Origin of the sequence: Flavobacterium sp. CYK-55 (assembly GCF_018413465.1) — a bacterium.
GTDB lineage: Bacteria > Bacteroidota > Bacteroidia > Flavobacteriales > Flavobacteriaceae > Flavobacterium.
The window spans coordinates 130817-144526 of record NZ_JAHCDK010000005.1; the positions used below are offsets into that span (position 1 = coordinate 130817).

A 13710-nucleotide genomic window follows, 5' to 3' on the forward strand; every position below is an offset into this window, starting at 1 on the left:
AATTATTTCAACTCAAGAATAAGCACTGATTTGGCATCGATGTTTATTTCAGAGCCCAATTCATAACGTTTTTGGTTGAGTACATCATAAACCGCGGTGTGATTTTGAATGCTCTCTTGAAAACGACTGGTTTTGACACTTTGCGCTTTGTTGCTGTTGTTGACCAAAACCATCACGGATTGATCATCGGTATATCTGAAATACACATAAACATTGTTGTCAGGCAAATAGTGTTTCATTTTTCCGAAGTGAACTGCCGGGTTGTTTTTACGCCAATTCAGAAGTTTTGCGGTAAAGTCAAAAAATCGATTTTGTTCAGCAGTGCGTCCCGTTGCGCTAAAAGCATTGTTGGTATCGCCTTTCCAACCACCCGGAAAATCGCGACGAATATCAGCATCGCCTTTGTTTTTATCGCCGCTCATGCCTATTTCAGAACCGTAATAAATCTGTGGAATTCCACGAACGGTAGCCATGATGGTCAAGGCCATTTGATATTTCTGAAAATCGTTTTTGTAAAGTTCATTAAAACGAGTGGTGTCGTGGTTTTCAATAAAGGTGAGCAAATTGTTTGGGTTGGGATACAAAAAGTCATTGGTGAAATTGTTGTAAATCCTGATGCCGCCTTTGTCCCAAGTTGCTTCGTTTTCGTTGAATACCGAAGATAAAACATCTTGCAAAGTAAAATCCATGACGCTCGGCAAATACGAGTTGTAACTTTCAATCGCGCCAATTTTACTGTCTTTTTGCCAATAAGCCATTTGCGCTTGGCTGTACATCCAGACTTCGCCCACGATATTGAAATACGGATATTCATCGGTAATGGCTTTGGTCCATTGAGCGATGCCTTGTTTGTCATTGTAGGAATAAGTATCTACGCGAAAACCGTCTAAATCGGCATATTCAATCCACCAAAGTGCGTTTTGTGTAATATAATTGAGTAACAACGGATTCGACTGATTCAAATCGGGCATGCTTTTAACAAACCAAGCGTCTACACAAAGTTTTTTGTCAGCTTCAGAAACATTCGTATCAAACTGTGAAGTCATGCGGTAGTTGCACTGGGCAAAACCCGGAAACTGATGAATCCAATCATACGAAGGCAAATCTTTGAGCATCCAATGTTCGGCGCCCCAGTGGTTGGTTACGTAATCCATGATGAGTTTGATGCCTTTTTCATGAGCTGCTTTCGATAGCGCCACGTATTCTTCGTTGGTTCCGTAGCGGGCATCAATTTTATAAACGTCTGATTGACCGTAGGTGTGGTATGAATATTTGGCATCGTTGTCTTCGCACAGCGGAGTGGGCCACAAAGCAGTAACGCCCAATTGTTGCAAATAATCTAAATGATTGATCATACCTTGAATATCGCCGCCGTGTCGTCCGCCGGGATTGGCTCGATCGGCTTTTTCGGTGAGCGATGGGCTTGAATCATTGGCCGGGTTTCCGTTGGCAAAGCGGTCAGACATGATGAGGTAAATTACATCAGAGGCATCAAAACCTTTGCGCAAACGCGAATTTTCGCGGCGTTTTTTGAGCTCATAACTTTGGGTAAAAGCGGGTTTTTTGGCGCCTTCAGCAGTAAAGTTGATATCAAAAGTTTGGGCCGGTAAACCTTGGGTATCTACCGTTACGAAAACATAGTTGGGATTTTCGGTTTTTTGGATGTTTTTAATAACGACTCCGTTTGAAGTGCTCACCTTGTATTGGCTGATTTTGGGGCCGTAACACATAATTTGCAGATCAGCATGTTGCATGCCGGCATACCAAAAAGGCGGCTCGATTTTTTGAAGTTGTGCGGTGGCCGAGGCAGCCAGCAATAAAAGAAAAAGGAATTTTTTCATATAGGTTTTGGTTGATGTTTGTTGGCTGTTTTTTTGGGGAACGAGACCCGCGTCAGGGATGGGAGCGATATCCTTTTGATGCCGCTTTTGGGGCGGCATCAAAAGATAAAGCGGACAGCCCGACCCGCAGGGTGACGCCCTAAACCGTTACCAAACCGTTGGGCTCGACCGTTACTTCACGGCCGTTGACCACCACGGTGATTTCGCGATCGCCTTCTAAAGCGAATTTGGTTTGATTTTGCTGTACCGACACCTCTAAAATTTGGTGGCGGAAATTGATTTTAAACGAATAGCCGTTCCATTCTTTAGGAATGCGCGGGCTGAAATGCAATTGGTTGTTTTTGACACGCATGCCGCCAAAACCTTCAACAATGCTCATCCAAGTGCCGGCCATTGAGGTAATGTGCAAGCCTTCTTTGACTTCTTTGTTGTAATCATCTAAATCGAGACGCGAAGTTCTGAGGTAGAAGGTGTAGGCCATATCCATTTTGCCTAAAATGGCTGCTTGAATTGAGTGAACACAAGGTGAAAGCGAGCTTTCGTGTACCGTAAACGGCTCGTAAAAATCAAAGTGTTTTTCGAGTTCTTGCATGCTGAAGTGATCTTCAAAGAAATAGAATCCTTGCAAAACGTCGGCTTGTTTGATATAAGGTGAGCGAAGGATTTTATCCCAAGACCATTTTTGGTTGATCGGGCGTTGTTTCGGGTCCAAATCGGCCACACGCACGAGTTCTTTGTCTAAGAAACCGTCTTGTTGCAAATATACTTGATGTTCTTCGCTGTATGGGAAATACATGTTCTGAGCGACTTTTTCCCAGCTTTGTAATTCTGTTTCTGAGATGTTGGTTTTTTGTGCGATGCGGGCATAGTCTGAAGCGTAATCAGCAGCCACTTTGCGCACTTGCTCAGCGGTATATTCTAAGCACCATTTAGCAATATAATTGGTGTAGAAGTTATTGTTGACATTGTTCTCGTATTCATTCGGACCGGTCACACCCAACATCACGTATTGGTTTTTGGCCGTTGAGAAATTCACGCGTTGTTGCCAGAAGCGCGCGATGCCGATGAGTACTTCGAGTCCTTTTTCAGGAATGTATGAATAATCGCCAGTGTAACGGTAATAGTTGTAAATGGCAAAAGCGATGGCGCCGTTTCGGTGGATTTCTTCAAAGGTGATTTCCCACTCGTTGTGGCATTCTTCGCCGTTCATGGTAACCATCGGGTAAAGCGCTGCGCCACCGGTAAAGCCTAATTTCTCAGCATTTTCAATGGCTCTGCCGAGTTGGTTGTAGCGATACGTGAGTAAGTTGCGCGCCACTTCTTGGTCTTTGGTGGCCATATAAAAAGGGATGCAATACGCCTCGGTATCCCAATAAGTAGAGCCGCCGTATTTTTCGCCGGTGAATCCTTTCGGGCCGATGTTCAGACGCGAATCTTTGCCTGAATAGGTTTGGTTGAGCTGAAAGATGTTGAAGCGAATGCCTTGTTGCGCTTTGACATCGCCGTCAATCGTAATGTCTGACATTTCCCAGATTTTGCCCCAAGATTGAATCTGTTCAGAAAGCAAAGCGTCAAAACCTTTGGCTAAAGCTGCAGCAATCACTTTTTCAGCCGCTGTTTGGGTGTTGTCGTGGTTCATTGACGCGGTATAACCACCGATTTTCTCGATGGATGCCGTGGCGCCTTGAGCCGTTTGTACCGTATATTGGAATTGTATTTTTTCGTGGTTGGCCTCGACGATTTCGGTGGCGTTTCCGGTGGCGCTTGCGTTGAGAAACACACGGTTATTCATAAACGCGGTCGCAATGAAATGTGTTTTAAAAGTGCGCGCGGTTACAAACGCAGAGTCACCTTGGTGTTTTACTTCAAGCGGTTCCCAGAATTTTTCTTCCCAATTGGCGTCTTCGTTGGTTACGCCGGCATCGAGATAAGGTTTGAAAACGATGGTGGCCGATTGGTTGAGCGGAGTAATTTCAAAGCGAATCAATCCGGCTTCGTCTAAAGTTTGCGACAAAAAGCGACGAACGTTTACGGCAATTTCAACACCGTTTTGGAGCGTGGCATCAAACGAACGATGATACCAGCCTTCTTTCATGTTGAGTTCACGACGGAAACGTTTGACTTCTTTACATTGATTTAAATCAAGCACTTCGCCGTTGATGGTGATGTCAATGCCAATCCAGTTGGGTGCGTTGAGTACTTTGGCAAAATATTCCGGATAGCCGTTTTTCCACCAGCCCACTTTGGTTTTGTCCGGGTAATATACGCCTCCGATATAACTTCCTTGAAAGGTAGAACCTGAGTAGGTTTCTTCAAAATTGGCTCGCTGTCCCATGGTGCCGTTGCCCAAACTGAAAAGGCTTTCAGATGATTCTACTTGGGCGGCATCAAATCCTTCTTCAATAATAGACCAATTATCTGGTTGAATGTAATCCTGATTCATTTTTCTCTTCTCTAATTTTGTTTATGCTTGTGGTTTGTTTTTGGGTGTCGATGATGGGTCGACGGTTATTTTTTGATTAATGATTCTATAAAACTTAAATCCATATAGGTAAAGTCTTTAAACGTGTATTGTGCTTCGTGCAAGATGTTGTGCTCGCCGATGCCCACGCTGGTCATTCCGGCAATGTTGGCGGCTTGAACGCCGGCTACTGAATCTTCAAAAACAATGGATTGTTCATTGGCGATACCGAGTTTGCGCGCTGCTTGCAAGAAAACTTCAGGGTCGGGTTTGGCATTGCTCACATCGTTGCCGTCAATGATCACGTCAAAATATTCCATGATGCCCGTTTTTTCGAGTATCGGGCGTGCATTTTTACTTGCCGAACCCAAAGCAATGGCTTGATTTTGTTCTTTTAAATATTGTAATACAGGCATTACGCCGGGTAAGATTTCGCTGTAGTTCATATGGACGAGATACGAAAGATAATCTTCGTTTTTTTGAACCAGCCAACGGTCTTTATCGGCTTGCGAAGCTTCGATTTTTCCGAGTTCGAGAATTAAATCTAATGAGCGAACGCGGCTCACGCCTTTGAGATGTTCGTTGTGTTCTGGGGTGAATTCTATTCCGAGCTCGGCAGCAATTTTTTGCCAAGCCAGAAAGTGATATTTGGCTGTGTCGACAATAACGCCGTCGAGGTCAAATATGAAAGCTTTTTTATTCATGTTTTGGGGTTTATCCTTTAATAACTTTTGGGTCGGTAATCAAGAAATTGCACAATCCGCCAATAACCAGTGATGAACCGGCTAAAAGCATCGGTGCGATGGCTCCGTCGCCAAATATTTTTGAAAATAAATTCACACCGCCCAAGGCTGCAATGATTTGCGGAATGACGATGAACATATTGAACAAGCCCATCATGAGTCCCATTTTGTCTTCATCAACTGAGCTCGAAAGCATCGCATAAGGCATGGATAAAATACTGCCCCATGAAAATCCGATGAGTATAAATGACAGGTTTAAATAAGACGGATTCGGTAAAAAGCTCATGCTCAAAAAGCCCACGCCACCGGCAATGAGTGAGAACATGTGTACATATTTTCGGTTGATTTTTAAGCGCGAAGAATAAAAGGTAAGCAATAAGGCAAAGGCCATGGATGAAAGGCCGTATAATCCCATGGCTGAGCCTACTGAATCTGATGCCGATTGATAAGCTGCGTTGAGCTCGTCAAATTTGATTTTCTGAGCAGCATCGGTCATGTTGAAATTGTTTTGCATGGGCGCTGGCGCTTTGAAAACGTGTTCGGTCAAAGCCGGAGTAGCCATACTCCACATGGTAAAGAAAGCAAACCAACTAAAAAACTGAATGATACCTAATTTGAGCATCACACCAGACATAGACTGATAGGCTTCTTTGATATCTGAAAAGAAACTGTTTTTTTGTTTTTTTGTTTTGAATTCTTCAAGATCTTTGGGCGGATATTCTTTGGTAGTAAGCACTGTATACAATATACTGATGAGGAACACCAAGGCGCCCACTCCAAAAGCAACTTTTACATTTTCTGGAATTTCTCCCATGTTAGAAGATTCTGAAAAGCCTAGTTTTTTGACCATCCAAGGTAGATTTGAGGCTACCCAAGTTCCGATACCAATAATGAGTGTTTGCAGAATAAATCCGTAGGAGCGTTGTTCGTCGGGAAGTTTATCGGCTACCAAGGCTCGGAATGGTTCCATACTGATGTTGATGGAAGCATCAAGGATCCATAAGAAACCGGCCGCAATCCACAAGGCAGATGAATACGGAACAAAAAATAAGGCAAACGAACTCAAAATGGCTCCGATGAGAAAATAGGGTTTTCTGCGGCCAAATCTCGGAGACCAAGTGTGGTCACTGAGGTAACCAATAATGGGTTGTACTATGAGTCCTGTGAGCGGAGCGGCTATCCAAAGGCCGGGAATATCGTGCGGTTCTGCTCCGAGGGTTTGAAAAATTCTGGACATATATCCACCCTGAAGTGCAAATCCGAACTGGATGCCGAGAAAGCCGAAACTCATGTTCCAGATTTCCCAGAAACTTAATCTACGCTTTTCCATATCGTAATTTAAAAAATGAACGATAAGCGCTGGGCTTATCAAAACTTGTTGTTTATTTTCGAAGTAAAGTACAAGCTTTGATAGCGGGTGTAAATATAAAGGATATTTTGATTACTGAAAATAAAAGTGAAAAATTAACGCACTCACATTCAGTAATGTCAAGTTTTATTTGAGCGGAAGCGTAGATTCTCGCAATACCAAATGGGTTTCTATCACTTCGGTTTTGTAGTGCTCTTCATCTTCTTCAGATTCTAAACGCTCAATGAGCATTTGCGCTGCTTTGTTGCCCATTTTGATGCCGTTCTGGCTCACCGTAGTGATGCTTGGCGAAGAGTATGTTGAGATGATTCCGTCGGTAAAACCAATCACGGCTAATTCTTCTGGAACTTTGATGTTGAGCTTTTTGGCGGCTTTGATGGCCGTTACAGCAAAGAGTTCATTCACGGCAAAAATAGCTTCGGGCCTTTGACTGGCGATGAGTTCTTCAATGGGCTCGGTACAGTTTTCAATGTCTTCGATTTTGATGATCAGATTTTCATCAATTTTAATATCGTTGCTTTTGAGCGCTTTGAGATAACCGTCGGTACGCAATTTTCCAACACTCACATAATCAACTGTGGTAATCAATCCGATTTTTTTATAGTCGTTATTGATTAAATCGTGAACGGCGTTGTATGCGGCTAAGTTATCATCGATGATGACTTTATCACACAAAATATCGTTGGTTACGCGGTCAAACATCACCACGGGCATACCTTGATTGATGACTTCAGTAATGTGATGAAAGTCTTTTTTGTGTTGGGTTTCTTTTGATAATGACATGATAAAACCATCAATGCTTCCGTTGGCGAGCATCTCCATGTTAATGACTTCTTTATCAAAAGATTCGTCTGATAAACAGACAATTACGTTGTATCCTCTTTCGTTGGCTATGTGTTCGATTCCGCTGATGACCGTTGCAAAAAAATGATGTACAATTTCAGGAATAATGATGCCGATGGTCTTGGTTTTTTTGTTTTTCAGACTCAGTGCAATCAAGTTGGGTTTGTAGTTGTATAACTTGGCAAAAGCCTGTACTTTTTGCCTCGTATCTTCACTAATTTCTGGACTGTCACGCAGAGATTTTGATACGGTTGAAATAGAAACATCAAGCTCTTTGGCAATTTGTTTCAGGGTAACTTTTCTCTTCATAAAGGCTTTTTAATGGCGAATGTTGTTTTCTGAATAAAGGTATATTTAATTTTGGTTTATCGAAATTTTATCCATAAAAAATTGAGCTAACCCGAAAGTTTTCAACACGAAAACGTTTTCGGCTGGACAATTAACAGCTGTGTAGAAAGGCAATTGAAAATTTTACTTAAATTTAACTTTTCGAAGTAAAGTGCAAGCTTTATAAACTTATTCTAACTTAAACAAAATGTATGAAAACAATTTACACTAAGTTGTTATTTTTTATGCTTTTGCTTCCGCTGAGTGTTTTGGCTCAGGCCTCGCTTGAAGGGGTTGTTACCGATAAGGTTTCAAAACAGCCGATGCCGGGAGTAAATGTAATGATTCAGGGTACTCAAATGGGTACTCAGACCGATTTTGACGGTAAGTTCAAATTGGTCAAAATCAAAAAAGGAGACAAAATTATTTTCTCTTACATTGGCTACAAAGAACAAATCTTAACTTATGAAGGTCAAGCCACACTAAATGTAGTCATAGAAGAAGAATCAAACCAATTGCAAGAAGTTGTGGTTCAGGTAGGTTACGGTACTGCAAAGAAAAAAGATGCCACCGGTTCAGTGGCTCTTGTTACTTCTAAAGATTTTAATAAAGGAGCTATTGTTTCAACCGATCAATTATTGGCCGGTAAAGCTGCAGGTGTAAGAATTACCAATGACGGCGGTGCACCTGATTCGGCACCAAATATTCGTATTCGCGGTGGTGGTTCGTTGAACGCAACCAACAACCCGTTGATTGTTATTGATGGTGTTCCAATCAGTGATTTAAATCCTGCGGGTGTTAGTAACCCATTTACTTTGGTTAATCCTAGTGATGTTGAGAGTTTCTCCATTTTGAAAGATGCATCAGCAACCGCTATTTATGGTGTTCGTGCATCAAACGGGGTTATTTTGATTACCACTAAAAAAGGAACTTCCGGTGCGCCTCAGTTTAATTACACGGCAAGTGTTTCAGTATCTAAAGTGACCAAAACTTTAGATGTTATGAATGCTTCGGATTACACTAGGTTTATCAAACAATATTTTCCAACACAAACCAATAAGTTAGGGATTGACGATCCAAACTCGGTCGCTCTAGATGATTTGTCAACCCCGCAAATTGAAGGAAGGATACTGTATGACACTGATTGGCAGGATGCCATCATGAGAACGGCTATTTCAACAGACCATACCTTTAGTGTTCGCGCTAATTTGTATAAAAAAGTTCCATTTAGATTCTCATTGGGATACAACAACACACAAGGGGTAGTCAAAACGAGCGATTATCAGAGGTTTTCGTATTCATTTAAGTTAACCCCTAAGTTTTTGAATGATGATTTGAAAGTGGATATCAATGCCAAAGGAACATATTCTGATAAAAATGCTATTGATGACAATGGCTCTATCGGGAATGCGCTAAGTATGGATCCGACCAAACCAATTTATGGTAATGTTCTAAATAATCGCTTTGGTGGTTATTATCAAGAGACGCTTTTAGAAACAGATAGTAATGGAAACTCTCATTATAATTTAACAGGAGCCTATAATCCGTTGGCAATGTTACAACAAAGAACCAGACCTGAACGTGTAACGCGATTTTTAGGAAATGCTGAGTTCGATTATAAAATGTGGTTTTTGAAAGATTTAAGAGCGGTAGTTAATTTAGGTATTGATGCTTCAATTTCTAGAATTGCCGAATTCTTTTCAGACAATTCTTTGGCTACCTATAAAACTATTCCTGGAACTGATCCGAATATTAGTTATGTTTTTAATCCAGGTTTGAACTTTGGAGAAAACCAAACCTCAACCAATAAAACGATGGATGCCTATTTGGTGTACACCAAAAATTTATCGGGTTTTATAACCCGCATAGATGCTCAAGCAGGTTATTCATATCAGAATTTTGTTACTGAAGGGAACAAGCAGCAATACATATATGACGCAAGCACAGGCATAAGAACACCTGAAATTAACCCTGAAAACAAAGACAATAGCTATTATTTACCTTTGAACTTACAGGCGTTTTTTGGGCGAGCAAATATAGATATCAAAAACAGATACTTGCTGACAGCAACATTAAGGGCTGATGGTACTTCACTTTTTTTACCAAGCAAACGATGGGGTTATTTCCCAGCGGTTGGTTTGGCATGGAAAGTAAAAGAAGAATCTTTCTTGAAAGAAGTTGATTTTTTTCAAGATTTAAAATTGCGTGCGAGCTGGGGTAAAACAGGTCAAGCAGGAATCACAGGAGCTGTAGGGTATTTCCCAACTAGGCCTTTCTTTCAAATAGGTTCTAACACAGGACAGTATTTGCCTGGTTACACAACTTATACTGCCAGACCCTATAATCCTGACATCACTTGGGAAAAAACCACTACATACAACTTAGGGTTGGATTTCGAAATTTTTAAACGAGGAGTCCTCTCTGGTTCTGTAGATGTGTTTAAGCGTAAAACAGATGATTTGTTAGCTACTGTTCCAGTATTACCGGGTCAAAGCACTGCATCTTCAGAATTCATTAGCAATGTAGGTTCTATAGAAGGCGAAGGTTTTGAAACTGCCCTCAATGTTAAGATTTTTCAGAAAGAAAATTTCACTTGGGGCATAGGTGGTAATATCGCTTATACATACAATACTGTCAAAACTTTGGAAGGAGTTACTCAAGTTCAAGATAAAGATACTGGTTTAAATCAAACTGGGGTTTTCTTGGCTCAGTCAGCAGTAGGGCATCAGCCTTATTCTGCTTGGGTTTATGAGCAAGTATACGATACCAGCGGGCAACCTATTGTCGGAGCTTATGTAGACCGTAACAACGATGGTAAAATCACCAATGATGATCGTTACTATGTTGCTCTTCGTCCTAATTGGACATATGGATTTAATACCACGATAACTATTGAAGACTTTGATTTTGCAGCTAATTTTAGAGGTCAAATCGGAGGGCAAATTTATAACTTAAAAACATTGACAAATGGTTACATTGAAAGTGCTATTCCACAGAATGCAGCAAGTTTGAATAATGTTTTAAATTTTTATAACGGAGCTGCAAACCCACTATTCCAAAACTTTCAAGGTAATGCGACGTTTAGTGATTATCTGTTGCAAGATGCCACATTCTTGAGATGTGATAATATTTCTGCAGGTTACAAGATCAAGAAATTTATCGAAAAATCGACTTTGCGCATCTCTGCTTCTGTGAATAATGTATTTGTATTGACCAAATATTCAGGTCAAGATCCAGAGAACTTTAGTGGAATTGACAGAACATTCTATCCAAGACCAAGAACATTTACATTAGGTGTTAATCTTGATTTTTAATAAAATAGCCTTATGAAAAAAATGAAATTAATTACAGGATTATTTTTTGTAGTATTACTATTGAATAGTTGTACACAAGATTTGAATACTGATCCAGAAAATGAATTGACATTAGAAGAATTGCTTACACGTGATCCAAATGCTATTCAAGGATTGGTTTCTAAAATATATGGTTCATTTGCATTGTCAGGAGCAAATGGACCCGGTGATACTGATACCCCAGGGGATGATGCCGGTGAATCACCGTTTCTACGCGGAATTATCAATTTAGAAGACTTTACCGCTGACGATATGAAGAATCGTTGGGGTGATAATGGTCTGGACCAATTGACAACTTGTACTGATTGGGATGAAAACAATAAGTTTTTCAGATATTTATACAACCGTGTATACTACACAGTGCCTCAGTGTAATAATCTAATCTCAGTATTGAATAATGTGAGCTTGAACAATAAAGAGCAGTATATTGCCGAGTTGCGTTTCTTGCGTTCACTGGCGTATTATTATCTAATTGATTGTTTTGGTAAAGGTGTTTTGGTTACAGAAGATACTTCGAATTCAGTTCCAGCTCCTCAAGCAACTCGTCAACAATTGTTTGCTTTTGTAGAGTCAGAATTATTGGCTGTTCAGGGTTCGCTTCCACAAACTAATGAGTATGGTCGAGCCAATAAAGCGGTTGCCAGAATGTTGTTGGCTAAATTGTATTTGAACGCTGAAGTATATACTGGAACTCCAAAATACACCGACGCATTGGTTCAAATCAAAAAAGTAATTGATGAAGGCGGTTATACACTTGCGCCAAATTTTGTAAGCCTTTTTTCTGCAGACAACAATGTTAGTCAAGCTAAGAACGAGATTATTTTTCCATTAATCGCTGACCCTTTAACCAGTCAAAGTTACGGGAATACTACATATTTGGTAAGTGGCAGTTTGAGCAGTGACACGATGACTATTGCCGACTTTGGAGCTACCGAAGGATGGGGTGGTCACCGCGCTACCAGTGCTTGGTATGGTTTGTTCGGCTCAAGCGCTTCAGATCTTTCAGCTTCTACTGATGATCGCGCTCATTTGTTTTGGACCAATGGTCACAGTTTTGTAATGAATGATTACAAAACATGGTCAGATGGTTTTCCGTCTACTAAGTTTAGAAATAGCAATGCTGAGACAACATTGGCAGCTGCTACTAAGTTTTCAGGAACCGATTTTCCTCTTTATCGATTAGCCGATGCCTATTTGATTTATGCAGAATGTGTTCTACGTGGTGGCGGCGGAAGTACTACTGAAGCACTCGGATATGTCAATGATATTCGTAATAGATCACATGCAACTCCGATCAATGCAAGTCAATTGACTTTAGATTTTATATTAGACGAAAGAGCTAGGGAACTCAACTTTGAAGGGCACAGACGTACAGATTTAATTCGTTACGGAAGATTCACAGGTGGTACGTATTTATGGCCTTGGAAGGGCGGTATCGCCGAAGGAACAGCAATTCCGGATCATTATGATTTGTTTCCAATTCCGCTTAAAGCGATGCAAGTTAATCCAAACCTTACCCAAAATCCGGGTTATTAATATTTAAATTTCACAAAATGAAAAAAATATCAATTATTTCAGTTTTTGCGGGCTTATTCATGGGGTTGGTCTCATGCGAAAACGATACCGACCCGGTAGCCAGTGCGCAGGGACTTCTGTTGCGTAAAGATGCAGCCGTGGTAACTCCTTCTGAGTTAAATCCAACCATTGATGCAAACAGTTGTATAAAGCTCGATTGGGAAAAAGCCAACAATGGCGTTTCTACGGCATCAACTTATCAAATTATCATCTCAGATCACGATGTTCCTTTTATTCCCGATGGTGAAGGAAAAAATGTTGTTGTGTTTAATTGGGTAACACCCGAAAATCCTAACAACAGAACATACAAGGCCTTGAATTCAGAAGTCAATAATTGGATGAATCAATTGCCTTCATTCAATTGCGGAACGATGAATATTGATTTTAGAATTCGATCATTGTTAGGCAATAACGAAGAAAATAACAACAACATCGTGCAATATTCAAATCCGATTACGGTTGCTATTAAAGGTTATCCTAAAGATCCTTTGATTTTTGCCTTGGTAAAAACAGGAGCTAGCCCTGAAAGCTCTGCAAAAATTGTTACCTCGGCTTATACGACAAATACAGATTATGAAGGTTTTATGTATCTTGAGGCGGGTGATTATAAATTTTATCAACCTGATGCTTGCGGAAGTTTTGCCTCTGCAACTGTATTTGGTATCAGTGGCGGTAATTCCGGAACGCTTGAATCAGGAGGAACTACTTCATACAACGTACCCACTGCAGGTCACTATTTTGTAACAGTCAATGGACAAGACAGCAGCTATAAGATTTTGCCGTTCAACAATGCTTCGGGCACCAATGTTTTTGGAATATTCGGCAACGCAACCAAAACTTTTGGATTCTCAACTACAACGCCTATGGATTATGATTTTTCAACTAAAAAATGGAAAGTCACCCTTAATTTAATTGATGGTAGAAAATTTAGTTTTAAAACAGGCAATACAAGTCCTGTGGCCGCTGTTTTAGTAGGTACGGGTGCAGCAAGTGTTTCAAATTCAAATGCATTAACCACCTCAGCAGCACCTATTGATAATACAGGTTCTGTTAAAGCGCCGGGGACTTATGTAAATGACAACACAAAAACCAAGTATGATATTGAATTAGATTTAAGTGTTCCAAGACAATATTCCTATACGCTCAAGGTTAGTCCTAATTAAAAAATCAAATTAAGAAGGCTGTCATTTGGCAGCCT

8 protein-coding genes are annotated in these 13710 nt (G+C 40.6%); 3 read left to right on the forward strand and 5 right to left on the reverse strand.

From position 1 onward, the window contains the following. Positions 1–2: 2 nt before the first annotated feature. The 5 genes from KIH23_RS07840 to KIH23_RS07860 form a co-directional block, all read right to left on the reverse strand. Entirely contained in the window at positions 3–1841 is a 1839-nt protein-coding gene (locus tag KIH23_RS07840; protein ID WP_213212773.1) for a glycoside hydrolase family 13 protein, read from the reverse strand. Between the two features lie 139 nt (positions 1842–1980). Further along, positions 1981–4284 (reverse strand): glycoside hydrolase family 65 protein, encoded by a 2304-nt coding sequence (locus KIH23_RS07845; RefSeq protein WP_213212774.1) that lies wholly within the window; start codon positions 4282–4284, stop codon positions 1981–1983. Between the two features lie 65 nt (positions 4285–4349). After that, positions 4350–5006, reverse strand: coding sequence for a beta-phosphoglucomutase (gene pgmB, locus KIH23_RS07850; RefSeq protein ID WP_213212777.1), 657 nt, complete (start codon positions 5004–5006; stop codon positions 4350–4352). 10 nt (positions 5007–5016) lie between these two features. Beyond that, on the reverse strand, positions 5017–6375 hold the full coding sequence (locus tag KIH23_RS07855) for an MFS transporter (protein WP_213212779.1): 1359 nt from the start codon (positions 6373–6375) through the stop codon (positions 5017–5019). 165 nt (positions 6376–6540) lie between these two features. Continuing rightward, the gene (locus KIH23_RS07860) at positions 6541–7566 is read right to left on the reverse strand and encodes a LacI family DNA-binding transcriptional regulator (protein WP_213212781.1); all 1026 of its coding nucleotides are present in this window, start codon (positions 7564–7566) and stop codon (positions 6541–6543) included. A 230-nt stretch (positions 7567–7796) separates the two neighbouring features. On the opposite strand from KIH23_RS07860, the gene KIH23_RS07865 reads away from it, so the two are divergent. Genes KIH23_RS07865 through KIH23_RS07875 form a run of 3 tightly spaced genes read left to right on the forward strand, consistent with a single transcriptional unit; the run spans position 7797 to position 13675 of the window. Continuing rightward, a complete protein-coding gene (locus tag KIH23_RS07865) occupies positions 7797–10898 on the forward strand; it encodes a SusC/RagA family TonB-linked outer membrane protein (protein ID WP_213212782.1) in 3102 nt (1033 codons plus the stop codon). A gap of 21 nt (positions 10899–10919) precedes the next feature. Next, the gene (locus tag KIH23_RS07870; protein ID WP_317197028.1) at positions 10920–12473 is read left to right on the forward strand and encodes a RagB/SusD family nutrient uptake outer membrane protein; all 1554 of its coding nucleotides are present in this window, start codon (positions 10920–10922) and stop codon (positions 12471–12473) included. Positions 12474–12490: 17 nt separating this feature from the next. Beyond that, positions 12491–13675, forward strand: coding sequence for a hypothetical protein (locus KIH23_RS07875; protein ID WP_213212785.1), 1185 nt, complete (start codon positions 12491–12493; stop codon positions 13673–13675). The last annotated feature ends 35 nt before the right edge of the window (positions 13676–13710 follow it).

Excerpts from the sequence above, each read along its gene's own strand:
- KIH23_RS07870 (WP_317197028.1), top strand. The coding sequence starts at position 10,920 with ATGAAATTAATTACAGGATTATTTTTTGTAGTATTACTATTGAATAGT.
- KIH23_RS07840 (WP_213212773.1), bottom strand. The coding sequence starts at position 1,841 with ATGAAAAAATTCCTTTTTCTTTTATTGCTGGCTGCCTCGGCCACCGCA.
- KIH23_RS07865 (WP_213212782.1), top strand. The coding sequence starts at position 7,797 with ATGAAAACAATTTACACTAAGTTGTTATTTTTTATGCTTTTGCTTCCG.
- KIH23_RS07875 (WP_213212785.1), top strand. The coding sequence starts at position 12,491 with ATGAAAAAAATATCAATTATTTCAGTTTTTGCGGGCTTATTCATGGGG.
- KIH23_RS07855 (WP_213212779.1), bottom strand. The coding sequence starts at position 6,375 with ATGGAAAAGCGTAGATTAAGTTTCTGGGAAATCTGGAACATGAGTTTC.
- pgmB (WP_213212777.1), bottom strand. The coding sequence starts at position 5,006 with ATGAATAAAAAAGCTTTCATATTTGACCTCGACGGCGTTATTGTCGAC.
- KIH23_RS07845 (WP_213212774.1), bottom strand. The coding sequence starts at position 4,284 with ATGAATCAGGATTACATTCAACCAGATAATTGGTCTATTATTGAAGAA.
- KIH23_RS07860 (WP_213212781.1), bottom strand. The coding sequence starts at position 7,566 with ATGAAGAGAAAAGTTACCCTGAAACAAATTGCCAAAGAGCTTGATGTT.